This window comes from Novosphingobium sp. SG751A, from assembly GCF_013149295.1.
Classification (GTDB): domain Bacteria; phylum Pseudomonadota; class Alphaproteobacteria; order Sphingomonadales; family Sphingomonadaceae; genus Novosphingobium.
Map to the genome: position 1 here is coordinate 1 of NZ_JABGCB010000037.1, position 23,116 is coordinate 23,116.

General features: G+C 66.7%; 28 protein-coding genes and 1 pseudogene. All 29 read left to right on the plus strand.

All coding sequences use genetic code 11. The features are described from left to right. On the plus strand, nt 1-1,833 hold a 1,833-nt coding region (locus FHW96_RS24740), incomplete at its 5' end, for a DNA-binding protein (RefSeq protein ID WP_216651064.1). Nucleotides 1,834-1,895: 62 nt separating this feature from the next. Next, nucleotides 1,896-2,930: a toprim domain-containing protein gene (locus FHW96_RS24745; RefSeq protein ID WP_172343233.1), complete on the plus strand. Its 1,035-nt coding sequence runs from the start codon at nt 1,896-1,898 to the stop codon at nt 2,928-2,930. Nucleotides 2,931-3,227: 297 nt separating this feature from the next. Continuing rightward, on the plus strand, nt 3,228-4,151 hold the full coding sequence (locus FHW96_RS24750) for a DUF2493 domain-containing protein (protein ID WP_172343234.1): 924 nt from the start codon (nt 3,228-3,230) through the stop codon (nt 4,149-4,151). A gap of 17 nt (nt 4,152-4,168) precedes the next feature. Beyond that, a complete protein-coding gene (locus tag FHW96_RS24755; protein WP_253951247.1) occupies nt 4,169-4,819 on the plus strand; it encodes a hypothetical protein in 651 nt (216 codons plus the stop codon). A 219-nt stretch (nt 4,820-5,038) separates the two neighbouring features. Continuing rightward, nucleotides 5,039-5,206 (plus strand): hypothetical protein, encoded by a 168-nt coding sequence (locus FHW96_RS24760; RefSeq protein WP_167713022.1) that lies wholly within the window; start codon nt 5,039-5,041, stop codon nt 5,204-5,206. Between the two features lie 141 nt (nt 5,207-5,347). Then, the gene (locus FHW96_RS24765) at nt 5,348-5,785 is read left to right on the plus strand and encodes a hypothetical protein (RefSeq protein WP_172343235.1); all 438 of its coding nucleotides are present in this window, start codon (nt 5,348-5,350) and stop codon (nt 5,783-5,785) included. Nucleotides 5,786-6,348: 563 nt separating this feature from the next. After that, on the plus strand, nt 6,349-6,675 hold the full coding sequence (locus tag FHW96_RS24770; RefSeq protein ID WP_172343236.1) for a DUF736 domain-containing protein: 327 nt from the start codon (nt 6,349-6,351) through the stop codon (nt 6,673-6,675). A 184-nt stretch (nt 6,676-6,859) separates the two neighbouring features. Continuing rightward, nucleotides 6,860-7,102 (plus strand): helix-turn-helix transcriptional regulator, encoded by a 243-nt coding sequence (locus tag FHW96_RS24775; protein ID WP_172343237.1) that lies wholly within the window; start codon nt 6,860-6,862, stop codon nt 7,100-7,102. A gap of 120 nt (nt 7,103-7,222) precedes the next feature. Next, nucleotides 7,223-7,486 carry a DNA -binding domain-containing protein gene (locus FHW96_RS24780; RefSeq protein WP_172343238.1) on the plus strand — a complete coding sequence of 88 codons (264 nt, stop codon included), beginning with the start codon at nt 7,223-7,225 and terminating at the stop codon, nt 7,484-7,486. Nucleotides 7,487-7,605: 119 nt separating this feature from the next. Beyond that, nucleotides 7,606-7,920, plus strand: coding sequence for a transcriptional regulator domain-containing protein (locus tag FHW96_RS26885; protein ID WP_371815808.1), 315 nt, complete (start codon nt 7,606-7,608; stop codon nt 7,918-7,920). Beyond that, the gene (locus FHW96_RS24785; RefSeq protein WP_371815809.1) at nt 7,871-8,371 is read left to right on the plus strand and encodes a DUF2285 domain-containing protein; all 501 of its coding nucleotides are present in this window, start codon (nt 7,871-7,873) and stop codon (nt 8,369-8,371) included. Before FHW96_RS26885 ends, FHW96_RS24785 begins: the two co-directional genes overlap by 50 nt. A 127-nt stretch (nt 8,372-8,498) precedes the next feature. After that, nucleotides 8,499-8,780 (plus strand): AlpA family transcriptional regulator, encoded by a 282-nt coding sequence (locus FHW96_RS24790; RefSeq protein WP_172343240.1) that lies wholly within the window; start codon nt 8,499-8,501, stop codon nt 8,778-8,780. A gap of 9 nt (nt 8,781-8,789) precedes the next feature. Continuing rightward, entirely contained in the window at nt 8,790-9,674 is an 885-nt protein-coding gene (locus tag FHW96_RS24795) for a replication initiator protein A (RefSeq protein ID WP_172343241.1), read from the plus strand. A 208-nt stretch (nt 9,675-9,882) separates the two neighbouring features. Further along, nucleotides 9,883-10,521 carry a ParA family partition ATPase gene (gene parA / locus FHW96_RS24800; protein ID WP_172343242.1) on the plus strand — a complete coding sequence of 213 codons (639 nt, stop codon included), beginning with the start codon at nt 9,883-9,885 and terminating at the stop codon, nt 10,519-10,521. Continuing rightward, nucleotides 10,518-10,772: a hypothetical protein gene (locus FHW96_RS24805; RefSeq protein ID WP_172343243.1), complete on the plus strand. Its 255-nt coding sequence runs from the start codon at nt 10,518-10,520 to the stop codon at nt 10,770-10,772. Before parA ends, FHW96_RS24805 begins: the two co-directional genes overlap by 4 nt. Beyond that, nucleotides 10,769-11,290 carry a DUF2840 domain-containing protein gene (locus FHW96_RS24810; protein ID WP_172343244.1) on the plus strand — a complete coding sequence of 174 codons (522 nt, stop codon included), beginning with the start codon at nt 10,769-10,771 and terminating at the stop codon, nt 11,288-11,290. Before FHW96_RS24805 ends, FHW96_RS24810 begins: the two co-directional genes overlap by 4 nt. Continuing rightward, entirely contained in the window at nt 11,287-11,832 is a 546-nt protein-coding gene (locus FHW96_RS24815) for a S26 family signal peptidase (RefSeq protein ID WP_172343245.1), read from the plus strand. Before FHW96_RS24810 ends, FHW96_RS24815 begins: the two co-directional genes overlap by 4 nt. 35 nt (nt 11,833-11,867) lie before the next feature. Beyond that, entirely contained in the window at nt 11,868-12,218 is a 351-nt protein-coding gene (locus FHW96_RS24820; protein ID WP_172343246.1) for a DUF736 domain-containing protein, read from the plus strand. 114 nt (nt 12,219-12,332) lie between these two features. After that, nucleotides 12,333-12,998: a lytic transglycosylase domain-containing protein gene (locus FHW96_RS24825; protein WP_253951248.1), complete on the plus strand. Its 666-nt coding sequence runs from the start codon at nt 12,333-12,335 to the stop codon at nt 12,996-12,998. A gap of 244 nt (nt 12,999-13,242) precedes the next feature. Beyond that, nucleotides 13,243-14,979 carry a VirD2 family relaxase/mobilization nuclease gene (locus tag FHW96_RS24830; protein WP_172343248.1) on the plus strand — a complete coding sequence of 579 codons (1,737 nt, stop codon included), beginning with the start codon at nt 13,243-13,245 and terminating at the stop codon, nt 14,977-14,979. 28 nt (nt 14,980-15,007) lie between these two features. Next, complete coding sequence (locus tag FHW96_RS24835; RefSeq protein WP_172343249.1) at nt 15,008-17,002, plus strand: conjugal transfer protein TraG; 1,995 nt, start codon at nt 15,008-15,010, stop codon at nt 17,000-17,002. A 7-nt stretch (nt 17,003-17,009) separates the two neighbouring features. Then, on the plus strand, nt 17,010-17,444 hold the full coding sequence (locus tag FHW96_RS24840; protein ID WP_172343250.1) for a ribbon-helix-helix protein, CopG family: 435 nt from the start codon (nt 17,010-17,012) through the stop codon (nt 17,442-17,444). A gap of 168 nt (nt 17,445-17,612) precedes the next feature. Continuing rightward, on the plus strand, nt 17,613-18,596 hold the full coding sequence (trbB, locus tag FHW96_RS24845; RefSeq protein WP_172343251.1) for a P-type conjugative transfer ATPase TrbB: 984 nt from the start codon (nt 17,613-17,615) through the stop codon (nt 18,594-18,596). After that, the gene (locus FHW96_RS24850; protein WP_028745376.1) at nt 18,593-18,925 is read left to right on the plus strand and encodes a TrbC/VirB2 family protein; all 333 of its coding nucleotides are present in this window, start codon (nt 18,593-18,595) and stop codon (nt 18,923-18,925) included. Before trbB ends, FHW96_RS24850 begins: the two co-directional genes overlap by 4 nt. Next, complete coding sequence (locus tag FHW96_RS24855) at nt 18,925-19,206, plus strand: VirB3 family type IV secretion system protein (RefSeq protein ID WP_008125099.1); 282 nt, start codon at nt 18,925-18,927, stop codon at nt 19,204-19,206. The genes FHW96_RS24850 and FHW96_RS24855 overlap by 1 nt, the downstream gene beginning before the upstream one ends. Nucleotides 19,207-19,216: 10 nt before the next feature. Beyond that, nucleotides 19,217-21,652 (plus strand): conjugal transfer protein TrbE, encoded by a 2,436-nt coding sequence (gene trbE, locus FHW96_RS24860; RefSeq protein ID WP_172343252.1) that lies wholly within the window; start codon nt 19,217-19,219, stop codon nt 21,650-21,652. Next, complete coding sequence (trbJ, locus tag FHW96_RS24865; RefSeq protein ID WP_172343255.1) at nt 21,652-22,416, plus strand: P-type conjugative transfer protein TrbJ; 765 nt, start codon at nt 21,652-21,654, stop codon at nt 22,414-22,416. Before trbE ends, trbJ begins: the two co-directional genes overlap by 1 nt. Nucleotides 22,417-22,426: 10 nt before the next feature. Beyond that, a complete protein-coding gene (trbK-alt, locus tag FHW96_RS24870) occupies nt 22,427-22,813 on the plus strand; it encodes a putative entry exclusion protein TrbK-alt (protein ID WP_172343253.1) in 387 nt (128 codons plus the stop codon). A gap of 4 nt (nt 22,814-22,817) precedes the next feature. Next, nucleotides 22,818-23,021, plus strand: a pseudogene (locus FHW96_RS24875) (P-type conjugative transfer protein TrbL); the annotation flags it as partial. Nucleotides 23,022-23,116: the final 95 nt, after the last annotated feature.

Genomic DNA, 23,116 nt, shown 5'->3' on the forward strand with positions numbered 1-23,116 from the left:
ACGATCCTGTTCCTCGACGAAACGACCCATCGCGAAACCTCCCGAATAACCGGGAAACACTACCATAGAATGGCGTTTTTACACAGCCTCGACCAGTTCCGGGCCTTCCTCGCGCTACGCGAGAAGGGGCAGTCCGAAGAAGAGATCGCTGCCGCGTTCTTCGTCTCGGTCAGCGTGGTGAAGCAGCGCCTGAAGCTGGCGTCGGTCTCGCCGGCGCTGCTCGACGTCTATGCCGAGGACGGCATGACGCTCGACCAGCTCATGGCCTTCACCGTCTCCGGCGACCACGAGCGCCAAGAGCAGGTCTTCGAGCGCCTGAAGGCTTCCTACGACAAGCAGCCCTACGTCATCCGCCGGATGCTGACTGAGGGCGCGGTCCGCGCCTCCGATAAGCGGGCGCAGTTCATCGGCGTGGATGCCTACGTCGCGGCCGGTGGCACGGTCCTGCGCGACCTGTTCCAAGGCGACGATGGCGGCTGGCTGCAGGATGTTCCGCTCGTGGACCAGATGACCGCCGACAAGCTGGAGGCGGACGCCGAGGTGGTCGCCGCCGAAGGCTGGAAGTGGATCGAAGTCGCGCCGGACTTCGCCTACGGCCATGCCTTCGGTATGCGCCAGCTTCGTGGCGAGACCGTCGCGCTGACCACCGAGGAGGAAGCAAGCCGCAACGCGCTTCAGTCCGAGTTGGACCGCCTGTCGGACGAATATCAGGACGCCGACGAACTGCCCGACGAGGTCGACGAGCGCCTGTCGGAGCTGGAGACGCTGATCGAGGGCTTCGGCGACCGGCCCGTCGTGTTCGACGCCACCGAGATCGCGCGTGCCGGCGCTTTCGTCAGCATCGGCGCCGACGGTCAGCTTCGCGTCGAGCGGGGCTATGTCCGACCGGAAGACGAAATGCCGGCCGAGCCTGCGTCCGAGTCGGACGCGGACGGCGACGATGAACGCGCTATGGCCGCCGGCTACGAGGGCGACGAGGCCGTCATGACGGCGGAGCCCGACGCCGAGCCGGAGGAGGAGGATGAGGGTCTCTCGCCCATATCCGACCGCCTGATGACCGAGCTGACCTCGCACCGGACGCTTGGCCTGCGCCACGCGCTGGGCGAGCGGCCGGACGTTGCCTTCGTCGCAGCCCTGCACGTTCTGACGCTGAAGACCTTCTACCACTACGGCTCGGATAGCTGCCTCGACCTCGATTTGAAGAGTGTCAGCTTCGGGACGCAGGCGCCGGGGCTAAACGACAGCGCATCGGCTGAGGCGATCCGCGTGCGCCACCAAAGCTGGTCGAAGGCGCTTCCCAAGGAATCGGCCGATCTCTGGGACGCGCTGCGGGAATGGGACGGCGACAGCCAGGCGGGCCTGTTCGCCCACATCGTTAGCCTTTCGGTGAACGCCGTGTACGAGCCCTGGAACCGGCGGCCCCGTGCTGCCGCTCATGCCGACCGGCTGGCCCAGACGGTCGACCTCGACATGGCGGCGGCCGGGTGGAAGCCGACCGTGGACAACTTCCTCGGCAGGGTGACGAAAGCTCGCATCCTTCAGGCGGTTTCTCAGGCGAAAGGGCAGCGCGCCGCCGATCGGATCGAGCATCTGAAGAAGGGCGACATGGCAGCGGAAGCGCAGACGCTGCTCGCCGATACCGGCTGGTTGCCCGAACCGTTGCGCACCGCCGATCAGGGCGCGTCGAATGTCGAGCCCACCGTGAGCAACGAATCTGTTGAGGCGGTCGAACAATCGACGGCAATCGGCGGCGAAACGGCCATGGTCGAAGACGAGCCGCTCGCGGAAGATGAGATCGCCGACGCCGCTCCCCACGCGGTCGCGGCCGAATAACGTCAACGACTTGCGAGACTGGCCCGCCGGAGACGGCGGGCCTTTTCGCATGGGAAACTACCATGACCCAAAATCCGCATGATCTTGCACGTCGCCTCGCCGATCGTGCCGAAACGGTGTGCCGGCACTACCTCTCCAGCGGACGCCGCGAGGGCGGCTTCTGGCTGGTTGGCGATGTGCGCAACACGCCCGGCCGCTCGATGTACGTCCGGCTCAAGGACACGCCCAAAGGCCCAGCCGGCAAATGGACCGACGCGGCGACCGGCGAGCATGGCGATCTCCTCGACGTCATCCGCGAAAGCTGCGGCCTGCTCGATTTCAAGGACGTCACGGACGAGGCGCGGACCTTCCTCAGCATGCCACCGCCGGAGCCGGAATCTCACCAGCAACCGCGGCAAAGCCCGGCCCCGCATGGCTCCCCCGAAGCGGCGCGCCGGCTGGTTCACATGTCGCAGCCAATCTACGGCACGCTCGTACAGGCGTATTTACGGGAACGCGGCATTACGGATTTACGCGGAACCGGAAGCCTGCATTTCCACCCGCGCTGCTACTATCGGCCCGACGAGCAATCGCCGACCGAGACCTGGCCGGCGATGATCGCGGCCGTCACCGACCTCGACGGCAAGATCACCGGGGCGCATCGCACTTGGCTCGATCCCCGCCGACGCGACAAGGCGCCGATCGACACGCCGAGGCGGGCAATGGGCGATCTTCTCGGCAACGCTGTTCACTTCGGCCTCGGCGGCGAGGTGATGGCGGCCGGCGAAGGCATCGAGACCGTCCTGTCGCTCCGCCAGGTCCTTCCCGAAATGCCGATGCTGGCGGCGCTCTCAGCGGCGCATCTCGCCGCCATCCTGTTCCCCGACACGCTGCGGCGGCTCTACATCGTCCGCGACAACGATCCGGCCGGCGACGGGGCGCGCGATAGCTTGATCGAACGGGCGAACGCGGTCGGGATCGAGGCGATTGTCATCTCGCCTGAGCTGGGCGACTTCAACGAGGATCTGCGCACCCTCGGCCTGGACGCATTGCGCATGGAAGCCCGGTTGCAGGTCGCACCGCAGGACGTCGCCCGCTTCATGGCGTTTGCGGCATAGCCGGCAGGAGAACGGGCCTGCGGTTCGGCGCCGTGCCCGGAGGATGCGTCAATCCGTCGGAGGGGGACCGCGCCTCGGCCTTCGAGAGGGCGATCGGCCCACAAGCCGGCCAGCCGGGCAATGGCGGCGGCCGACTATTTTCCGGCGCGGCCTGACGGCCGCTTTCCATCGCGAGGCAAAATAGCCGGCCTTAGCCATCGAGCCCTGCGCTTGCGCTCCGGGTGTCCGGCCGTCCGGCCCGTGGGCTTCGTCGCCATGAAGGCCGCGACGGTCGCGGTCCCACCGACGGAGCATCCCATGCGCGATCACGACGACTACGACGCTACCCAAGAATCCTCACCCACCGGCCATGTCCTCGACGAACTACAGCTACACGGCTACCGCCCCTTCGCCGATGAGCCAGACCAGCGGCTTCTGCCCGACGGCAACCAGGTCGCGGGCGCCGTCGCCGACATCTTCGACGCCCTGATCGGCACCCTGGAGGACACGCGCCTCGAACCCGACCTCGACGATCTCCTCTGGTCGACCGTCAACGTCTTCCACCGCGCCACCGACCGGCTCGGCCGGGAACTGGACGACAACGAGCAGGCCCAGAAGCGGGGGCAGCGCGAACAGGACGGCAGCGAGGTGAAATCCGTCGAACTGGAGCGCTTGATCGCCGAGGGCATGACGCTGATCGAGCGCCAGAACGCCTTCGAGCTAATGCGCGATCAAGCCGCGGAGCACTACGAGCGCCACGTCGGAAAGACTTGGCTTCCGCGCAGCGGATCGAAGGTCAACCATCGCAATCTCACCTCGGCGATGATCGACAGCCGCGACTTCCTGATGGCGAAGAAGCGCGCAGACCAGGAGGTACTCCTGCCGCCGGGCCCGAAGATCGTCGTCACCGGCGGGCTCGCCTTCGATGACCACCGGCTGATCTGGGCCAAGCTCGATCAGGTCCACGAGAAGCATCCCGACATGGTGCTGATCCACGGCAAATCGCCGAAGGGCGCCGAGAAGATCGCCTCGCTCTGGGCAAAGAATCGCAACGTCCCGCAGATCGGCTTCGCGCCCGACTGGACGAAGCACGGCCGGGCAGCACCCTTCAAGCGCAACGACGAGATCCTGGAGATCGTGCCGAAGGGCGTGATCCACTTCCCGGGCACCGGCATCCACGACAACCTCGCCGACAAGGCCAAGAAGCTCGGCATCCCAGTCTGGAAGTTCGGCGGCGCGTGAGCGCCGCACGACTTCAAATGACTGACCGCGATCTGGTATTGTCGGCAGAAACACTAAGCATTTGCCGACAGGAGGCGCATCTGGACCTTAACCACATTCAACTCGCCGCGCGTGACGCGCCGCTGATCATCGCATGGCCATCGCCCGGGCTCCCCGGCGGAATGATCCAGTTCAACGAGCCCGACGAATGGCGACGGTTCATCGTCGGCCTCGGCATCGACGCGCGCATACCCGACATCGTCCAACTCAAATTCCGGCGAGCGCAGGCGCTCTATCTTCTCGGCTGGATCGATCTCGACGTGCTGAAGGCCGGCGAGCTCGCAGCGCTCATCGCCCTGGAGCTCACGGTGATGGATCGATACGGCGACAAGATTCCGAAGAAGAAGCGCTCCTTCGCCGCACTGCTGGAGCATATGGTCGATGTCGACGGCCTCGACGACGCGCACATCCCGATGATCGTCCGCACCGGCGGCACCGCGATCGGCTTTGTCACCGGCGCGTCGAAGCCCAGCCTGAGCCAGCGTCGCAACGGCATGGCCCATGGCGATCCGTTCGACGGTCTGCCTGTCGGCGGTCTGCTCGAACTGGTCCGCGACCTCATCAACTACGCCTACAGGGATTTCATCGCCAACACTCCGGTTGGGCGCAGTTCGGCTCTCCTTGCCTGATCGGGAACGTAAACGGCTTTCGTCGCCGAGCACCACCCCCGCTTTTCTGCGCTGATCCTTGGTCAGACTGATCGCTTGACGCCATCAACCCGTAGAGGGTCGGCTATGCCAGCATGCCGCCGCTGCGGCTTCGCCTGCGCGGTGATTGCAGCGCTCCGTCCGACACATCGGGCGCCTGTCAGCGGGGGATGGTCCTCCGCTCGAACAGGAGCCGGATCGATGTCCCTCAATGACGCCCACGCCTTCGCCTTCAGCCTCGCCACCACGCTGATGGCCGCCATCATCATCTTCCAGGCTGGCGACGGCACGCTGTCGGTCACGCCCGCCAGCGAATATGACGGCGACATCGCCGCCATCGTCCATGAGATCGACCCCTTCGCCCCTTGACCGGGGCGACCCGGTCGCAGGAGCGGAAATCGCCGCCAATTTCCGCTCCCGGCACGCGCTCTCTTGCGCTATACTTCAGCTGCGCTGTGGTGGTGGTGGAAGGCACGGCCGTCAGACCTTGTCCATACGGAGACCACCGCCATGATCATCCTCGCAATACTTGCATCCCTCGCAGCGATAGGCCTGCTTTGCTGGCTGCTGTTCACGCTGGCCGTCTTCGCGCTGCCGGCGTTCGTCGGCGTGACCGCGGGCGCTTGGGCGCACGATACGGGCGCCGGCATCCCGGGCGCCATCCTGGTCGGCGCCGTCGCGGCGGCGATCACGCTCGCCGCCGGCCATCTACTCATCACCTTCGTCCGGCCTATGTGGTTGAAGCTGATCGTGGCCGCAGCCTTCATCGCGCCTGCGGCGATCGCCGGCTTCCATGCCACCCACGGCATCGTGCAGCACCTTATGCCGTCTGACGCGTGGCAGATCACCTTCTCCGTCATCGGCGCGGTCGCGGTCGGCATCACCGCCTTCGTGCGGTTCGCTGGAATGGCGACGGCCCCGTCCGGCCGGGACCTTGCACGGGCCTGATCTTCGTCATCGCCGTCAGGAGGATCAGGGCAGCCGTGGCCGTGGTCGCTCCCGTCGTCTGATGCCGGAACGATGGGCGTGGGCGACGCGGATCGACGCTGGTCCGGAAAGGCGGTCCTCGTTGGAGCGCTGCGGGAGCAGAGTCGTGTCTTGGCGGGCACCGGACATCGGCGCGGCGATCTCGGTGGCGGCGGTGGAAAGCCAGGATGGCAGCAGCGTCGGCCTGGCGGGAGGAGACGAAGTCGGTGAGCATGCCGTAGCGCCGGTTGCCGTTGCGGAACGGCCGCCATCTTCTCCGTTATCTGACCGTGCCTCGACCGCTCCAAACGGCCTCTTCAATGGCCTGATCTGGCCGAAGGCCGGCTGCGCCTCCATCGCCTATGACGCAACAGCCGCGTCAAACTTTCTTCCCCTGCCGGCTGCGCCGTCATTCCTCGCGCGACAAGAAAGTCCTCCTTGGCTGTCAGGCCCCTTTTGGGGTGCGCCGTCGATCACCTTCGGCCTGCCGATCGCCATCGAGGCCGCAATGGTGCGGGCTCGGGAACGGAAAACGGAGACTTACAATGGCGACCATCGGCACCTTCAAAAAGACCGGCTCGAACGAGTTCACCGGCGACATCGTCACCCTCAGCGTCCAGGCCAAGAACGTGCGCGTCGTCCCCGACCAGCGCGCCACCGGCGAGAACGCTCCCAGTCACCGGGTCCTGGTCGGCCGCGCCGAGATCGGTGCTGCCTGGTCCAAGCGCTCGAACGAGGGCCGCGACTATCTGGGCCTTAAGCTCGACGATCCGAGCTTCAACGCCCCCATCTACGCCAATCTCTTCGACGACGAGGGTGAGGATACCTTTTCGCTGATCTGGTCCCGCCCCAACGGCCGGCGTGGCGACTGACACCCGCGTAAGGCCCCGGCCGGAGAGGCCGGGGCCTTCGTTACGCCGGCGACCGAATCAGTTCCAGCCGCGTCTAAGCAACGACCGTTGGCGGAAGCTCTTAAAGCTCGCCTTTTTGTCCAAGAACGACTATTATAGCCGTAGTTCTAGCGTACGCGTAGGTCCAAGTGGGAGGTGATCATGCATGATCACCGCCCGACAATCGCGGGCCGCGCGCGCGTTGCTGGGTTGGACACAGGAGACGCTCGCTGACCGAGCCCGGGTATCTTTGACCGCGCTTAAGCGCCTCGAGTCCGAAAGCGACCTCGAGGTCTATGAAAGCACGCGTGATGAAATCCGGCGTGCATTTGAGCGTGGCGGGATCGTCTTCCTGAATTCCGACCAGGGTGTGGGAGTGATGCTTGTTAACGGGAAGAGAGGCGACTGACGCATCGGCGGGCTATCTACCCGCGCCGCTGTCATCCATGCGGCCTATCGATAGTCGCTTGCCCCCAAACAGCGTTAACAATTCCCTTCGAATTGGATATATCTATGCGCGGGGGATACCGTGACCAAAGAAGACTTTCTGGATCAACCGCCGGATGGCCCAGCGCTCACAGACTATGACCAGTCGCATCTGAAGCTTTATCTACGCCTTCTTGACGCTGACGCTGACGGTGCGGACTGGAAAGAGGTTGTTGAAGCGCTCTTCGGAATCTGTGCCAAAACCGATCCAGAGCGCGCCGCCCGCGTCCACACCGCTCATCTCTCCCGCGCCAAATGGATGACCCAAAGCGGCTACAGCGAACTCCTGGGGCCCCGCCTCCACTGAGGTGATGCAGATTTTGCATCACGTGGATCCGACTTCGTTCTTCCCAGGAACGACTCAACTTGGAATCGTTATTTCTTCACAACTCGCGTTGCGTAACACTTGCGCGGAGGCGTCGGAGGATGTCCGAGGAAGAAAGTTGGCGGTCTGCGGCCGCCTATAACTATATCGATCAACTTACGCCAAGCGAACTTGCCTGGGAATTCCTGCGGCGAAACCCGGATTACAGGAACGCCTTTCAGGGACTGTTGTCCTCCGGGCGATTGACAGACGAAACAGCGACGGCGTTTGCTCAGCAATGGGGGTTATGTTTTCGCGGCAGACCCTCACGTAACGGGCCTCGCCCAGCCGATCTTCTGGACCCCGCAAACCGATCCGGCGGCGATCATCCTCCAAAGCGGGCCCGCCCTTTCCGAAGGTTCTCATCTCACCGTTGACGATCTTCGGGCTCACGCTGTCCGAGACCGCGAAGCGGCGCTTCTGCGGTTGAGCCTCCACGGCGAGCGATTCGATGTCAGCCTTTCCGGTTCGAAGGAAGGCGACGAGCTCGCCGCGGTGATCCCGCTCGACGAGATGACACCGGACCGCCTGACGGCGTTGAGCCGGTTCTGGTCGGCCGCGACAGGCCGAGCGGTGCCGGCGGACCCGCGCATCACGCCCCAGCGGCTTCAACGGGCGCGACAGATGCTACGCGCCGTCGATGCCCGCGAGACGGGTGCCACCTACCGGGCCATCGCCCACTTTCTTTTCCCCCAACATGAGAACGACCCGTCGTCGTGGGTTGGCAGCGCCATCCGCGAAACCACCATTCGTCTTGCCCGCGACGGCAAGAAGCTCGTTCGCGGCGGATACCGGGCGCTGCTGCGCCGTCCCCGACGCGAACGCTGACACCCACCCGGGTGTCGAATTTAGCTTCCTTACTTCGACATCGTCCGAGGCGCCGTCTTCGCGCCACCGTGCTCGCAACCCGCCGCTCGTTCGCAGCGGCCTCCCGCGAGACCACGGAGGTTCGATCATGGCCGAAAAAGCCGCCAATCTACCGCCACGATACCTAAGAACGCAGGAGGCGGCCCGCTTCCTCGGCCTTTCCGAACGAACGCTCGAAAAGCATCGCACCTACGGCACGGGTCCGACCTATCGGAAGCTCGGCGGCCGCGTCGTCTATTCGGTCGACGACCTCCAGACCTGGGCGGATCGCGGTCTCGTCACTTCGACGTCCGATCCTCGCGGCGGGACCGTCCTTCCGGCAAAGCGCCAGGCGGCCTCCCCTGCCGCTGCTGGCCGCTTCCCGCGCTGAGCTCCTTCCATGTCGGCGCGTCATCACCACAGCGAACGCGAGCAGCTCGATCTCTTCCGGGCTTTGCCCGGCGATCTCGCCCCGCGCGACGCGCAGGACCTGATGGCGTACCCGTTCTTCGCCCTCGGCAAGTCGAAACGGTTGGCGCCGATCAACTTCAAGGCTGGCTCCGTCGTCATCCGCGTGGAAGCCGTCGCCGAGCATGGCATGGCCACTATCTGGGACGCCGACGTGCTCATTTGGGCTGCTTCCCAGATCGTGGAAGCGCGCGATCACGGCCTGCGCCCCTCGCGCCTGATGGCGACCACGCCCTACGAAATTCTGAACTTCATCGGCCGCGGCGTCAGCTTGCGCGACTACGACCGACTGAAGGCCGCGCTCGACCGTCTCCAGTCAACGACGGTGGCAACATCAATCCGCCAGCCGACCGAGCGGCGGCTGCACCGCTTCTCCTGGATTAACGAGTGGAAGGAGCGCGCCGATGCCAGAGGCCGGCCGCTCGGCCTCGAATTGATTGTGCCGGATTGGTTCTACGCCGCGGTCCTCGACGACGCGCTCGTGCTGACGATCGACCGCAATTATTTCGGTCTGACGGGCGGCCTTGAACGCTGGCTTTATCGCCTGGTGCGCAAGCACGGCGGCAAGCAGGAGTTCGGCTGGAGCTTCGATTTCCCTCATCTCCACGCCAAGTCCGGCTCGCTCTCGCCGCTCAAGCACTTCGCCTACGACCTGCGCGACATCGTCCGTCGGCAACCGCTGCCGGGCTATCGCCTGACCATCGAGCAGTGCCTCGGCGGTCCCGAAATCCTCTCCTTCAAACCCATCGATCCGAACGCGCTCGGCATCCCCCGCCAGCGCCGTCGCTCGACCAAGCGCTCTGGGGATAAGCTGTGAATCGTCTCGTGCCATCAGGGACCGGACCCATCGTGCCATCGAGGACCCGATCCTCGTGCTATCAGGGACCGGAATCGCCGAATCTGCTCGCTGAATCAGCAACTTGCGAGCCCCGTAACTTCTCTAACCTAGATTCCTTCGGAATCTTTCTAACGCGAACCGCATTTTCACCGCGTGTGGACGAGTCCCCGATCGCCGGGAGACCGTCATGATCGTCGCGCTGCTCAATCAGAAGGGCGGCGTCGGCAAGACGACGATCGCGCTCCACCTTGCCGGCGAATGGGCAAAGCGCGGTCAGCGCGTCACCGTCATCGATGCGGACCCGCAGGGCTCGGCGCTCGATTGGTCGCAGCAGCGGGCGCGTGAAAGCCTGCCTCGGCTCTTCGGGGTGGTCGGTCTGGCGCGTGACACCCTCCATCGTGAGGCGCCGGAGATCGCCCGCGACGTCGACCACGTCATCATCGACGGGCCGCCGCGGGTCGCCGGGCTAATGCGCTCGGCGCTGCTCGCTGCCGACCTGGTGCTGATCCCGGTGCAACCGTCCCCCTTCGACGGCTGGGCGTCGGCCGAGATGCTGTCGCTGCTCGGCGAGGCCCGGATCTACCGGCCGCAGCTCGTCGCGCGCTTCGTCCTCAATCGCTGCGCCGCGCGCACCGTCATCGCCCGCGAGACCGCCGAAACGCTGGCCGACCATGATCCGCCGCTCCTTGCCGCCAGGATCGGCCAGCGCGTCGCCTTCGCCGATACCGCGCAAACCGGACGGCTTGTCGGCGAAATCGATCAGGACAGTGCCGCCGCCCGCGAGATCGCCGCGCTGGTCAGCGAAGTCGGGAGGATCGCGCCATGACCGCGACGCCTCCAAAGCGCGGCTTCGCCACCCGACCGGGCGACGCGGAGACCTGGATCAGGGCGGCTGACGCCCCTGCGCCGCGCGCGCCCGACGCCGCCATCTACACCGCACGGCTGACGATCGACGTCACGCCGGAGCAGCGCGCCCGGATCAAGATCGCAGCCTTCCAGCGCGGCGTCACCGTTGCCGACATGCTGCGCGAGCTGCTCGCGCGCGAATTCCCCGACAGCACTGGAGACGCGACATGACTGGCGCCGCCGCCATCCATGCGCGTGGCGGGCCTAAGCCGGCCGCGCCGCCGCCCCACGACCTGACCGAGGTCGAGCTCACCTGGGTCGAGAAGCGTATCGAGAACTGGATCAGGTTCGGCCGCGAGGTCGGCGAACAGATCCTCGACCGCCGTCGGCGCGTGCTGCGCTTTGCGCCGGACAGCGTCTTCGGCTTCGTGCGCTGGGCCGCGAACGACTACGGGACCATCGCCTCGCATCTCGACGTGCTGCGCACCGTCCGCGCCGGGGAGCCGCAGCAGACCGTGCCCTTCGTGCGTCCCGGCGGCGACATCCTGCTCAAGGTCGAAGGCTGGCCGAAGGTCGAGCGCGTGCTGCAGATGATCGACACGATTGAAGCGATCGGCATCGATCCGGGCGACGTCTCGCCCGATCATTGGCGGCACGTCCACAACCGGATGGCCGCCGGCGAACAGCCGCGATCCTACACGGCCCAGCATCACAAGGCCTTCCTTCTGCGTCGGAGGGCCGGATCATGAGCCGCTTCGGCTACGTGATGGTCACCTACGTCCTGACCATCGGCATGGCGACCGCAGCATTCGTCGATTTCCCGACAAAGCTCATCTGGAACGCGTCGGCCAGCACGCCGATCGGGCTCTACAGCATCGCGCCGGCCGACCGCTTCGAAGTTACCGATCTCGTCGCCATCCGCGCGCCGGAACCGCTCGCCGCCTTCATGGTCGAGCGCGGCTACATCGGCCGTGGCGTGCCCTTGATGAAGCGGATCGCGGGCGTTCCAGGCCAACAGGTCTGCCGCCGCGATCACGCTATCACCGTCGACGGTGTGCCGATGGGCGATGCGCTCGACCGCGACCATCTCGGCCGGTCGCTGCCGGTCTGGCAGGGCTGCCGTCGCATCGCCCAGGGCGAGCTTTTCCTGATGAACTGGTCGGTCAGCGACAGTCTCGACGGCCGCTATTTCGGGCCGTTGCCGACCAGCGACGTGATCGGCCGGGCGACGCCGCTCTGGACCGATGAGCAAGGCGACGGCCGCTACGTGTGGCGCGCTTCGACCCGCTGAACTGCTGCTTCCACCCCCAACCCACGGAGACGACCATGACCCAGATCGGCCAATTCACCCGCACCAAGTCCGGCTATTCCGGGCGGCTTACCGCGCTCGGCATCGACGCCGAACTCACCTTCGTTCCGGCCGAACCCTCCGAAGCCGAGAACGCGCCGGACTACCGTGTCCTGCTCGGCGGCGAAGACGGCATCGAGATCGGCGCCGGCTGGAAGCATGTCGGCGAACGTGCCGGCGACTACGTCTCCGTGCAGCTCGACAGCCCGCTGTTCCCGCGTCCGCTGCGCGCCAACCTCTTCCGCTCCGGCGACGACAACGGCACCTGGGGTCTGCACTGGTCGCGGCCAGCCAAGCCGCGCCCCAACACGCGCGACAGCGAGGACTGATCGGTGCGCGCCCCGCATCGATCGCAGCATCATCGGAGCGGCACGGACAAGTCCCGTGCCGCCCACCGGCTGCTCCTCCTTCTCCTTTCCGGCCTGCCGATGGCCGCTTCGCCAATGTCGCCGGCGCAGGCTCAGACCGTGCCGCCGGTTCCGGCCGAGGCGAGCACCCAGCTCGCCGGTTTCGTGAGCGAGGCTTCGCAGCGGTTCGGCGTTCCGGTCGCCTGGATTCGCGCGCTCATGCGTGTCGAAAGCGCCAACCACGCGCGCGCCGTCTCGCCCAAGGGCGCGATGGGCCTGATGCAGCTCATGCCCGACACCTGGGCCTATCTGCGCGCCCGCTATCCCCTTGGCAGCGATCCGTTCGATCCCCGCGACAACATTATCGCGGGCACGGCCTATATGCGCGAACTCTACGATCGCTACGGCGCGCCGGGCTTTCTCGCGGCCTACAATGCCGGACCCGGACGGTACGACGACTACCTCGCGAACGACCGCGCGTTGCCAGCCGAGACGCGCGCCTATGTCGCCCAGCTCACGCCCCTTGTCGGCGGCGAAGCGTCCCCGGCCGTCGTCACTGTTGCTGCCGCCGACCCGCTGGCCTGGACACGCGCGCCGCTCTTCATCGGCGCATCGGATCGCGGTCCGGGCGCAGGTCCGGTGCAGGCGGATGGTCAGGCGCGTGACGGCGATACTGCGGCTCCACCGCGCGATGCGGCGGCCGATGCGAACCCGACCAGCGGCCTGTTCGTCTCCCGCCGGGAGCTTGCAGGCCCGCGATGACTGTCTCACCCGTCCATCGCAGCGTGGCAAACCCCAGCGCAGTGTGGAGGGCGTTGGGAGGGAGGACCGCAAACACAACCGCACGATGGCAGGATAAAGGGGCGCGATGTGCGCTTCGGTTCGGTTGTGCTTTTTCAAGGGGTTATGGCGCGATTTCGCGAGGTGCGCCTGACCGGCGCAGCCTGCGCACCGGCGCTTTTCTCAAGAATATCATCGCGTTGGTGCGATGTGCGGAGCGTCGGGCATGACCGACGAGCACGACTTCCGCATCCGGCCAGGCCGCATCCGCTCGACCAGCGCACAGCGGGCGCGGCCCTTCATCGCCCAGGCGCTGGCCGCCGCCCAGCGCGCTGGCGGCAGCGTTTCCCGGCAAGGGAAGATCGGGCCCGGCGCGCGGTCCCGGTTCGGGCGCGGACAGCGCGCCTCGATCCAGGCGAACCGCCTCATCACCGCGCGCTCGCGCGGTGCGGTCATCAAGGCGCGCGTCGTCCGTCACGCCGGCCGATCCGCCCCCCTCTCGACGCATCTTGATTATCTTCGCCGCGACGGCGTCACCCGCGACGGGGAGAAGGCCCGGCTGTTCGGCCCGGGCGGGGATGACGTCGACGCCAAGGATTTCGCGAAGCGGTCCGAGGATGACCGCCATCATTTCCGCTTCATCGTCTCGCCGGACGACGCGCTGGAAATGTCCGACCTCAAGGGCTTCACCCGCGAGCTGGTCGACCAGATGGAAAAGGATCTCGGGACAAAGCTCGAATGGGTCGCGGTCGATCACTGGAACACCGAGCATCCGCATGTCCATCTGATCGTGCGCGGCGTGCGCGATGACGGCGAGAACCTGGTCATCTCGCGCGACTATATAAAGGAGGGCATGCGCGACCGGGCGCGCGACCTGATCACCCAGGAGCTGGGGCCGCGCACCGATCAGGAGATCCGGCAGACGCTGGAGCGCCAGATCGACGCCGACCGTTGGACCAACCTCGATCGCCAGTTTGCCCGCGACGCCTATCGTACCGGCGTCATCGATCTCGCGCCGCATCCCGATCGCCAGCCCGACGAATTCCATGCCTTGAAGGTCGGGCGGCTGCGCAAGCTCGAAGGCCTTGGGCTTGCCGACGAGATTGGTCCGGGACAGTGGACGATCTCGGACAAGGCCGAGGCGACGCTGCGCGAGCTCGGCGAACGCGGTGACATCATCAAGCGCATCCATCACGGCCTGACCGAGCGCGGCATCGAGCGCGGCGCGGCGAGCTATGTGCTTGCCTCGGAAAGCCTCAACGATCCGGTCATCGGCCGCCTGGTCGCCCGCGGCCTCGACGACGAGCTGAAAGGCACGGCCTTCGCCGTCGTCGACGGGGTCGACAGCCGCACCCACCACATCAAGCTGCCCGACCTCGACGCCGCCGGCGACAGCGCGCCGGGCTCGATCGTCGAGCTTCGGAAATTCGACGACGCGCGCGGCCAGCGCCGCGTGGCGGTCGCGGTGCGCTCCGACCTCGACATCGAGCGGCAAGTGACCGCCACCGGCGCCACCTGGCTCGACCGGCAGAATATCGCCCGCGAGCCGGCGGCGCTGGGCGGCGGCTTCGGCGCCGAAGTGCGCGACGCCATGGACCGGCGCGCCGAACATCTGGTCGGCCAGGGCCTCGCCGAGCGACAGAAGCGCGGCGTCAGCTTCCAGGCCGGTCTGGTCGACACGCTGCGGCGTCGCGAGCTGGAGGCGGTCGGCGAACGCATCGCCGCCGAGACCGGCCGTCCCCAGGTCAAGCCGGAGTCCGGCGAATATGTCACCGGCACCTATCAGCGGCGGCTGAACCTCGCGAGCGGCCGCTTCGCCATGATCGACGACGGTCTCGGCTTCAGCCTTGTGCCCTGGACGCCATCCCTCGAAAAGCAGCTCGGCCGTCACGTCTCCGGCGTCGCCCGAAGCGACGGCGGCGTCGACTGGAGCTTCGGCCGCCAGCGGGGGCTCGGCCTGTGACCACCATCCCAAGCGAAAGGACCCCGCCATGTCCGCCACCAAGATCCTCTGGGGGCAGATCCTCACCGTCTTCGCCATCGTCCTGTTGACGACATGGGCCGCCACGCAATGGACGGCCTGGAAGCTCGGCTTCCAACCCCAGCTCGGACCGCCATGGTTTATGCTCGGTCATTGGCCGATCTATTATCCGTGGTCCTTCTTTCCCTGGTGGTACTTCTACGACGCCTATGCGCCGCCGATCTTCGTCGAGGGCGCCTATATCGCGGCGTCCGGCGGCTTCGTGTCGATCGCCGTCGCCATCGGCATGTCGGTGTGGCGGGCACGGGAAGCGAAGAACGCCGAGACCTTCGGCTCGGCGCGCTGGGCCCGTCATGACGAAGTCCGCGGCGCCGGCCTGCTCGGCGAGGACGGCGTCGTGCTCGGCAAGTTCGACCACGCCTATCTTCGGCACGATGGACCTGAGCATGTGCTGTGCTTCGCGCCGACCCGCTCCGGCAAGGGCGTCGGCCTTGTCGTGCCGTCGCTGCTCACCTGGCCGGGCTCGGCGATCGTCCATGACATCAAGGGTGAGAACTGGACACTGACCGCCGGCTTCCGCGCCCGTCACGGCCGGGTGCTGCTCTTCGATCCGACCAACGCGAAGTCGGCCGCCTACAATCCGCTCCTCGAGGTGCGCCGCGGAGAGTGGGAGGTCCGCGACGTGCAGAACATCGCCGACATCTTGGTCGATCCGGAAGGCAGCCTCGAAAAGCGGAACCACTGGGAGAAGACCAGCCACGCGCTCCTGGTCGGCGCGATCCTCCATGTGCTCTATGCCGAGGAGGACAAGACGCTCGCTGGCGTCGCCGCCTTCCTCTCCGATCCCAAGCGGCCCATCGAGTCAACCTTGGCGGCGATGATGAAGACCGCCCATCTCGGGGAGAGCGGACCGCATCCGGTGATCGCGTCGGCCGCGCGCGAGCTGCTCAACAAATCCGACAACGAGCGCTCCGGCGTGCTCTCGACCGCCATGTCGTTCCTCGGCCTCTATCGCGATCCCGTCGTCGCCGAGGTGACGCGCCGCTGCGACTGGCGCATCGCCGACATCGTTAGCGCCCGGCAGCCGACCAGCCTCTACCTGGTCGTGCCGCCTTCGGACATCGCGCGGACCAAGCCGCTCATCCGGCTCATCCTCAATCAGATCGGCCGGCGCCTGACCGAGGATCTGAAGGCGAAGGGCAACCGCCATCGGCTGCTGCTGATGCTCGACGAGTTCCCGGCGCTCGGCCGGCTCGACTTCTTCGAATCCGCGCTCGCCTTCATGGCGGGCTACGGCCTGAAGGCTTTCCTGATCGCGCAGTCGCTGAACCAGATCGAGAAGGCCTATGGGCCGAACAACTCGATCCTCGACAACTGCCATGTCCGCGTCAGCTTCGCGACCAACGATGAACGCACCGCCAAGCGCGTCTCCGATGCACTCGGGACCGCGACCGAGATGCGCGCCATGCGCAACTATGCCGGCCATCGGCTCTCGCCCTGGCTCGGCCACCTGATGGTGTCGCGCTCGGAAACCGCGAGGCCGCTGCTCACCCCGGGCGAGATCATGCAGCTCCCGCCCGCCGACGAGATCGTCATGGTCGCGGGCACGCCGCCGATCCGCGCGAAGAAAGCCCGCTACTACGAGGACCGCCGCTTCAAGGATCGAATCATGGCGCCCCCAGCACTCACCAGGCCGTCGCAGCCTGGCAAGGACGACTGGAGCCGGCTGCCGCTTCCGGCCCGGCCGGCGAGCGTGGTGTCGGCCGGCGCCGCCATCGTCGAGGACGCTGGCAACGAAGATCCGACCGGATCGGAAAGGCGTCACCAGCCCGAGCTGGAACGCGCCGCGCCGGTCGAGAAGAAGGCGCCGATCGAAAACGAGTTCGACGGCGGCTTCGATGACGAGGCCGATGACGACACGGCGCGGATCAGCCGCGCCAACCAGATCATGCAGGGCTTGGCGCGCCAGGTCTCGCTCGATCCGAACGACGGCATGGAGCTGTGAGACGTCCATGGCCAATCCGTCAAAGAAGCAGCGCCTGTCGGTCTATCTCGAACCCGAGGTGATGAAGGCGCTCGCCGCTCATGCCGCTAGGCGCGATCAGTCGCGCTCGCTCATCGCCGAGGCAGCGATCGCGTCCTTCCTGTCGCCGGACGCCGCCGAGCGACAGGAAGCGGCGACGACCAAACGCCTCGACCAGCTCGACCGGCGCATGACGCGCATGGAGCGCGACGTCGGCATCTCGGTCGAGATGCTCGCCGTCTTCGTGCGCTTCTGGCTGACCACCAATCCCCCCTTGCCCGAGCCGGCACAGGCCGCAGCGCGCGCCCAGGCTGGCGAGCGCTACGACGCGTTCGTCGCGGCGCTGGGGCGCAGACTCGCCAAGGGTCCGAAGCTCAGGCAGGAAATTTCAGAGGACCTCGAGCCCACGCGCGACGCGCAATAAGCGTCAATTGCAGCAACTCAAGTATTCGGCAACACCGCCGAACGCCTGTCTTTGTACGCCACAGTACGACTCCCAAAACAAGCTGTTGCCGAGGGCTGATTTCCGGTTCTCTTAATCGTCCCCGATCCAGGGACGGCCTGACGCGGTCCCGCAAAGAACGGGGACGACGTGGCCGCATCATCCGAGAAATCTGAGGCGATACTTCGCGGGGCCCGCATGCTGCGGACCGCACTCGGCCCTGCCATCGCCGGTTTCCTTGGAGACGCCAGCGTCGTCGAGGTGATGCTCAACCCCGACGGCCGTCTCTGGGTCGACCGCCTTTCGGAAGGCTTGTCCGACACGGGCGAGCGGCTCTCAGCGGCCGACGGCGAGCGCATCGTACGCCTGGTCGCCCACCATGTCGGCGCCGAGGTCCATGCCGGCAATCCGCGGGTCTCGGCCGAACTGCCGGAAACGGGAGAGCGGTTCGAGGGCCTGCTGCCGCCCGTGGTGGCGGCGCCGGCCTTCGCGATCCGTAAGCCCGCCGTCGCGGTCTTTACGCTGCAGGACTACGTCGTCGCCGGCACCATGACCGCCGACCAGGCCGAGATACTGCGCCAGGCCGTCGCCGATCGCCGCAACATCCTCGTGGCCGGCGGCACCTCGACCGGCAAGACGACGCTCACCAATGCGCTGCTCGCCGAGGTGTCGAAAACCTCCGACCGCGTGGTGCTAATCGAGGACACCCGCGAGCTGCAATGCGCCGCGCCGAACCTTGTGGCCATGCGGACCAAGGACGGCGTCGCCACGCTCTCCGATCTCGTCCGCTCCTCGCTGCGCCTTCGGCCTGACCGCATCCCGATCGGCGAGGTGCGCGGCGCCGAGGCGCTCGACTTGCTCAAGGCCTGGGGCACCGGCCATCCCGGCGGGATCGGCACGATCCACGCCGGCACCGCGGTCGGCGCACTCAGGCGCCTCGAGCAGCTCATCCAGGAAGCCGTCATCACTGTCCCGCGCGCCCTGATCGCGGAGACGATCGATCTTGTCGCGGTCCTCTCGGGCCGCGGCTCGACCCGGCGCCTGGCCGAACTCGGTCGCATCGAAGGGCTCAGCCCCGACGGCGACTACCACGTCCGCCCCGCAACCCAGCCCCCCGAAGGAGAACCCGCATGATCCGCCGCGCCCTGCATTTTCGTCGCCATGTGGCGACAGCCGCATCCGTCCTCCTGGCCAGTGTCCTGCTGGCCCCGGCCGCCCACGCTTCCGGCTCCTCGATGCCGTGGGAAGCGCCGCTGCAATCGATCCTCGAATCCATCGAGGGGCCGGTCGCCAAGATCATCGCGGTGATCATCATCATCGTCACTGGCCTGACGCTCGCGTTCGGCGACACCTCGGGCGGCTTCCGCCGCCTGATCCAGATCGTCTTCGGCCTGTCGATCGCCTTCGCCGCGTCGAGCTTCTTCCTGTCCTTCTTCTCGTTCGGCGGCGGGGCGCTCGTCTGATGGCGGGCCTGATCGAGAGCGGCGGCGACGTGCCGGGCTACACCGTCCCGGTCCATCGGGCACTGACCGAGCACATCCTGCTCGGCGGCGCACCTCGCGCCATCGCCATCCTCAACGGCACGCTCGCCGCCGCTCTCGGTCTCGGTCTTCGCCTCTGGCTGGTCGGCCTCGGTCTCTGGGCCATCGGCCATTTCGCCGCCGTGTGGGCGGCCAAGCGCGACCCGCAATTCGTCGACGTCGGCCGCCGGCACCTCCGCATCCCCGGTCACCTGAACGTCTGAGGCGCGCGCCATGATGAACCTCGCCGAATATCGCCGCACCTCGACCCGCCTTGCGGATTTCTTGCCATGGGTGGCGCTCGTCGCGCCCGGCATCGTCCTCAACAAAGACGGCAGCTTCCAGCGCACCGCGCGCTTCCGCGGACCCGATCTCGATTCCGCCGTGCAGGCCGAGCTGGTCGCTGTCGCGGGGCGCCTCAACAGCGCCTTCCGCCGCCTCGGCAGCGGCTGGGCGATCTTCGTCGAGGCGCAACGCCATGCCGTCGACGCCTATCCGGCGAGCCGGTTCCCCGATCCGGCCTCAGCGATGGTCGATGCCGAGCGCAAGGCCGACTTCGAAGAGGACGCCGTCCATTACGAGTCGAGCTATTTCCTGACCTTCACTTTCCTTCCACCGGCCGAGGATGCCGCACGCGCCGAGAGCTGGCTTTACGAGGGCAAGGCCGAGCGCGGCGTCGATGCCTGGGAGGCGCTGCGCGGCTTCGTCGATCGCACCGATCGCATCTTGCAGCTCGTCGAGGCCTTCATGCCGGAATGCGCGTGGCTCGATGATGTCGAGACGCTCACCTATCTGCACTCGACCGTCTCGACGAAGCGCTATCGCGTGCGCGTTCCCGAGACGCCGATGTATCTCGACGCGTTGGTGGCCGATCAGCCGCTCACCGGCGGGCTGGAGCCGCGCCTTGCCGACGCGCATCTGCGCATCCTGACCATCGTCGGATTTCCGACCGCGACGACGCCCGGCATCCTCGACGATCTGAACCGCCTAGCCTTTCCGTATCGCTGGTCGACGCGGGCGATCCTGCTCGACAAGACCGACGCGACGAAACTGCTGACGAAGATCCGGCGGCAGTGGTTCTCCAAGCGCAAGTCGATCGCCGCGATCCTCAAGGAGGTGATGACCAACGAGGCGAGCGCCCTCGTCGACACCGACGCCGCCAACAAGGCCGCCGACGCCGACCTCGCGCTGCAGGAACTCGGCGCCGACTATGCCGGACAGGCCTATGTCACCGCCACGATCGCCGTTTGGGATAATGACCCCCGCGTCGCGGCCGAGAAGCTCCGTCTCGTCGAGAAGGTGATCCAGGGCCGCGACTTCACCGCGATGCCCGAAACGATCAACGCGGCCGACGCCTGGCTCGGGTCGCTGCCCGGCCACGTCTACGCCAATGTCCGTCAGCCGCCGATCTCGACGCTCAATCTCGCCCACATGATACCCCTAAGCGCCGTGTGGGCGGGGCCGGAACGGGATGAGCACTTTGGTGCGCCCCCCTTGCTGTACGGCAAGACCGAAGGGTCCACCCCGTTCCGGTTCTCCATCCATGTCGGCGACGTCGGTCACACGCTGGTGGTCGGACCGACCGGCGCCGGCAAGTCGGTGCTGCTGGCGCTGATGGCGCTACAGTTCCGCCGCTACGCCCAAGCCCAGGTCTTTGCCTTCGACTTCGGCGGCTCGATCCGCGCAGCCGCCATCGCCATGGGCGGCGACTGGCACGATCTCGGCGGCGGCCTGACCGAGGGCTCCGCCGACAGTGTCGCGCTTCAGCCGCTCTCCCGGATCGACGAGGCGGCAGAGCGTGCCTGGGCCGCCGACTGGATCGTCGCGATCCTGATGCGCGAAAGCATTCAGGTCACGCCCGAGGTCAAGGAGTTGATCTGGACCGCGCTGTCGTCGCTGGCGAGCGCGCCGATCGGCGAGCGCACCCTGACGGGCCTCGTGGTGCTGCTGCAGTCGAACGACCTGAAGCAGGCGCTGCGGCCGTACTGCGTCGGCGGGCCCTACGGCCGGTTGCTCGATGCCGAGAGCGAGCATCTCGGTGTCGCCACCGTCCAGGCCTTCGAAACGGAAGGCTTGATCGGGACGGCCGCGGCTCCGGCGGTGCTCTCCTATCTCTTCCACCGCATCGAGGACCGGCTGAACGGTGAGCCGACGCTGATCATCGTCGACGAAGGCTGGCTTGCCCTCGACGACGAGGGTTTCGCCGGCCAGCTCCGCGAGTGGCTGAAGACGCTGCGCAAGAAGAACGCCAGCGTCATCTTCGCTACCCAGTCCCTGTCCGACATCGACGGATCGGCGATCGCGCCCGCCATCATCGAGAGCTGCCAGACCCGGCTGCTGCTGCCGAACGAACGGGCGATCGAGCCGCAGATCACCGCGATCTACCGCCGCTTCGGCCTCAACGATCGGCAGATTGAGATCCTCGCCAGGGCCATGCCCAAGCGGGACTATTACTGCCAGAGCCGTCGCGGCAACCGGCTGTTCGAGCTGGGCCTCACCGACGTCGCGCTCGCGCTTTGCGCGGCATCCTCCAAGACCGACCAGGCCGCCATAGATCGGATCGTCGCCGAGCACGGACGCGAGGGCTTCCTCGCGGCGTGGCTGCGCCATCGCGGCGTCGTGTGGGCGGCCGACCTCATTCCCAACCTCACCAACCTGGAGAAACCATGATGAAATTGCGCCGTTACCGCGCAGCGCGATTCGCTGCAGCACTACTCGCGGCTCCTGCCGCGCTCGCGCCAGTTTTCGCGACGCCAGCCCAAGCCATCATCGTCTACGACCCAACCAACTATGCGCAAAACGTGCTGCAGGCGGCTCGCGCGTTGCAGCAGATCAACAACCAAATCACTTCTTTGCAGAATGAGGCGCAGTCCCTGATCAATCAGGCGCGCAATCTCGCGAGCCTGCCGTTCTCCTCGCTCCAGCAGCTTCAGCAGTCGGTGCAGCGTACCCAGCAGCTTCTTCAGCAGGCGCAGGGCATCGCCTACAACGTTCAGAACATCGACCAGGCGTTCCGCACAAATTACGGCGCCGGCAGCGCCTCGATGAGCGCCTCCGACCAGCAGCTCGTCGCCCAGGCGAAGGAACGCTGGAACAATACGGTCTCGGGCCTACAGGACGCGATGCGCGTTCAGGCCGGCGTCGTCGGCAACATCGACACCAACCGCACCCAGATGTCGGCGCTGGTCGACCAGAGCCAGGGCGCAACCGGCGCCTTGCAGGCAACGCAGGCCGGCAACCAGCTCCTCGCGTTGCAGGCCCAGCAGCTCGCCGATCTCACCGCCGTCGTTTCGGCCAATGGCCGCGCCCAGGCGCTCGCCGAGGCCGAGCGGTCGGCCGCGGCCGAACAGGGCCGCGAGCAGCGCCGCCGCTTCCTGACCCCCGGCGCCGGATACCAGCCCGGCAATGCGCAGATGTTCCCAGGCAGCAACTGAGGGCGCGACGATGGACGGAAAGACTCTCGCGCGTGTCGGCGCCATCGGCTTCGTGACCTTTGCGATCACGGCGACGGCCATTGAGCTCTCCCGCAAGGACGATCCGCCGCTCTATCGCGGCGTCGCCGCGGCCACCCAGACCGGCGTCGATCCGCTGAAGACCGAGCTGCGGCGGTGCCAGCAGCTCGGCGAAGCCGGCACCCGCGATCCCGCCTGTCTTCAGGCCTGGGCGGACAACCGCGACCGCTTTCTGAAGCCATCGCAGGCCCTGCAGCCGCAGCCGGCGCCGCAAGCGCCGGGCCCGAATGGTCAGCCGCAGAACCCTCTGGCCCCGCGCGACCCCGCGGTCAACGAGACCGCGCCGGCGATCGACTCCCATACGAACGAGGCGCGTTGAGATCATGGGCGGCACAGGCGTCATCGACCATTTCCTGGAGGTCTTCACCCGCTACATCGATAGCGGCTTCGGCCTCCTCAGCGGCGAAGTGGCCTTCATCGCCACCACGCTGATCGTGATCGACGTGACACTCGCCGCACTGTTTTGGAGTTGGGGTGCCGACGACGACATCATGGCGCGCCTGGTCAAGAAGACCCTGTTTGTCGGCTGTCCGTCATCAGAACATTTGGCACAAATTGCGTCGTAGATTAGCGGGGTGCGGGCCTCGTCTGGGGGTTGGTTTTAGGCGGCTAGCTTGCGGTG

Excerpts from the sequence above, each read along its gene's own strand:
- FHW96_RS24745 (WP_172343233.1), top strand. The coding sequence starts at position 1,896 with ATGACCCAAAATCCGCATGATCTTGCACGTCGCCTCGCCGATCGTGCC.
- FHW96_RS24750 (WP_172343234.1), top strand. The coding sequence starts at position 3,228 with ATGCGCGATCACGACGACTACGACGCTACCCAAGAATCCTCACCCACC.
- FHW96_RS24755 (WP_253951247.1), top strand. The coding sequence starts at position 4,169 with ATGACTGACCGCGATCTGGTATTGTCGGCAGAAACACTAAGCATTTGC.
- FHW96_RS24760 (WP_167713022.1), top strand. The coding sequence starts at position 5,039 with ATGTCCCTCAATGACGCCCACGCCTTCGCCTTCAGCCTCGCCACCACG.
- FHW96_RS24765 (WP_172343235.1), top strand. The coding sequence starts at position 5,348 with ATGATCATCCTCGCAATACTTGCATCCCTCGCAGCGATAGGCCTGCTT.
- FHW96_RS24770 (WP_172343236.1), top strand. The coding sequence starts at position 6,349 with ATGGCGACCATCGGCACCTTCAAAAAGACCGGCTCGAACGAGTTCACC.
- FHW96_RS24775 (WP_172343237.1), top strand. The coding sequence starts at position 6,860 with ATGATCACCGCCCGACAATCGCGGGCCGCGCGCGCGTTGCTGGGTTGG.
- FHW96_RS26885 (WP_371815808.1), top strand. The coding sequence starts at position 7,606 with ATGTCCGAGGAAGAAAGTTGGCGGTCTGCGGCCGCCTATAACTATATC.
- FHW96_RS24790 (WP_172343240.1), top strand. The coding sequence starts at position 8,499 with ATGGCCGAAAAAGCCGCCAATCTACCGCCACGATACCTAAGAACGCAG.
- FHW96_RS24795 (WP_172343241.1), top strand. The coding sequence starts at position 8,790 with ATGTCGGCGCGTCATCACCACAGCGAACGCGAGCAGCTCGATCTCTTC.
- parA (WP_172343242.1), top strand. The coding sequence starts at position 9,883 with ATGATCGTCGCGCTGCTCAATCAGAAGGGCGGCGTCGGCAAGACGACG.
- FHW96_RS24805 (WP_172343243.1), top strand. The coding sequence starts at position 10,518 with ATGACCGCGACGCCTCCAAAGCGCGGCTTCGCCACCCGACCGGGCGAC.
- FHW96_RS24810 (WP_172343244.1), top strand. The coding sequence starts at position 10,769 with ATGACTGGCGCCGCCGCCATCCATGCGCGTGGCGGGCCTAAGCCGGCC.
- FHW96_RS24815 (WP_172343245.1), top strand. The coding sequence starts at position 11,287 with ATGAGCCGCTTCGGCTACGTGATGGTCACCTACGTCCTGACCATCGGC.
- FHW96_RS24820 (WP_172343246.1), top strand. The coding sequence starts at position 11,868 with ATGACCCAGATCGGCCAATTCACCCGCACCAAGTCCGGCTATTCCGGG.
- FHW96_RS24825 (WP_253951248.1), top strand. The coding sequence starts at position 12,333 with ATGTCGCCGGCGCAGGCTCAGACCGTGCCGCCGGTTCCGGCCGAGGCG.
- FHW96_RS24830 (WP_172343248.1), top strand. The coding sequence starts at position 13,243 with ATGACCGACGAGCACGACTTCCGCATCCGGCCAGGCCGCATCCGCTCG.
- FHW96_RS24835 (WP_172343249.1), top strand. The coding sequence starts at position 15,008 with ATGTCCGCCACCAAGATCCTCTGGGGGCAGATCCTCACCGTCTTCGCC.
- FHW96_RS24840 (WP_172343250.1), top strand. The coding sequence starts at position 17,010 with ATGGCCAATCCGTCAAAGAAGCAGCGCCTGTCGGTCTATCTCGAACCC.
- FHW96_RS24850 (WP_028745376.1), top strand. The coding sequence starts at position 18,593 with ATGATCCGCCGCGCCCTGCATTTTCGTCGCCATGTGGCGACAGCCGCA.
- FHW96_RS24855 (WP_008125099.1), top strand. The coding sequence starts at position 18,925 with ATGGCGGGCCTGATCGAGAGCGGCGGCGACGTGCCGGGCTACACCGTC.
- trbE (WP_172343252.1), top strand. The coding sequence starts at position 19,217 with ATGATGAACCTCGCCGAATATCGCCGCACCTCGACCCGCCTTGCGGAT.
- trbJ (WP_172343255.1), top strand. The coding sequence starts at position 21,652 with ATGAAATTGCGCCGTTACCGCGCAGCGCGATTCGCTGCAGCACTACTC.
- trbK-alt (WP_172343253.1), top strand. The coding sequence starts at position 22,427 with ATGGACGGAAAGACTCTCGCGCGTGTCGGCGCCATCGGCTTCGTGACC.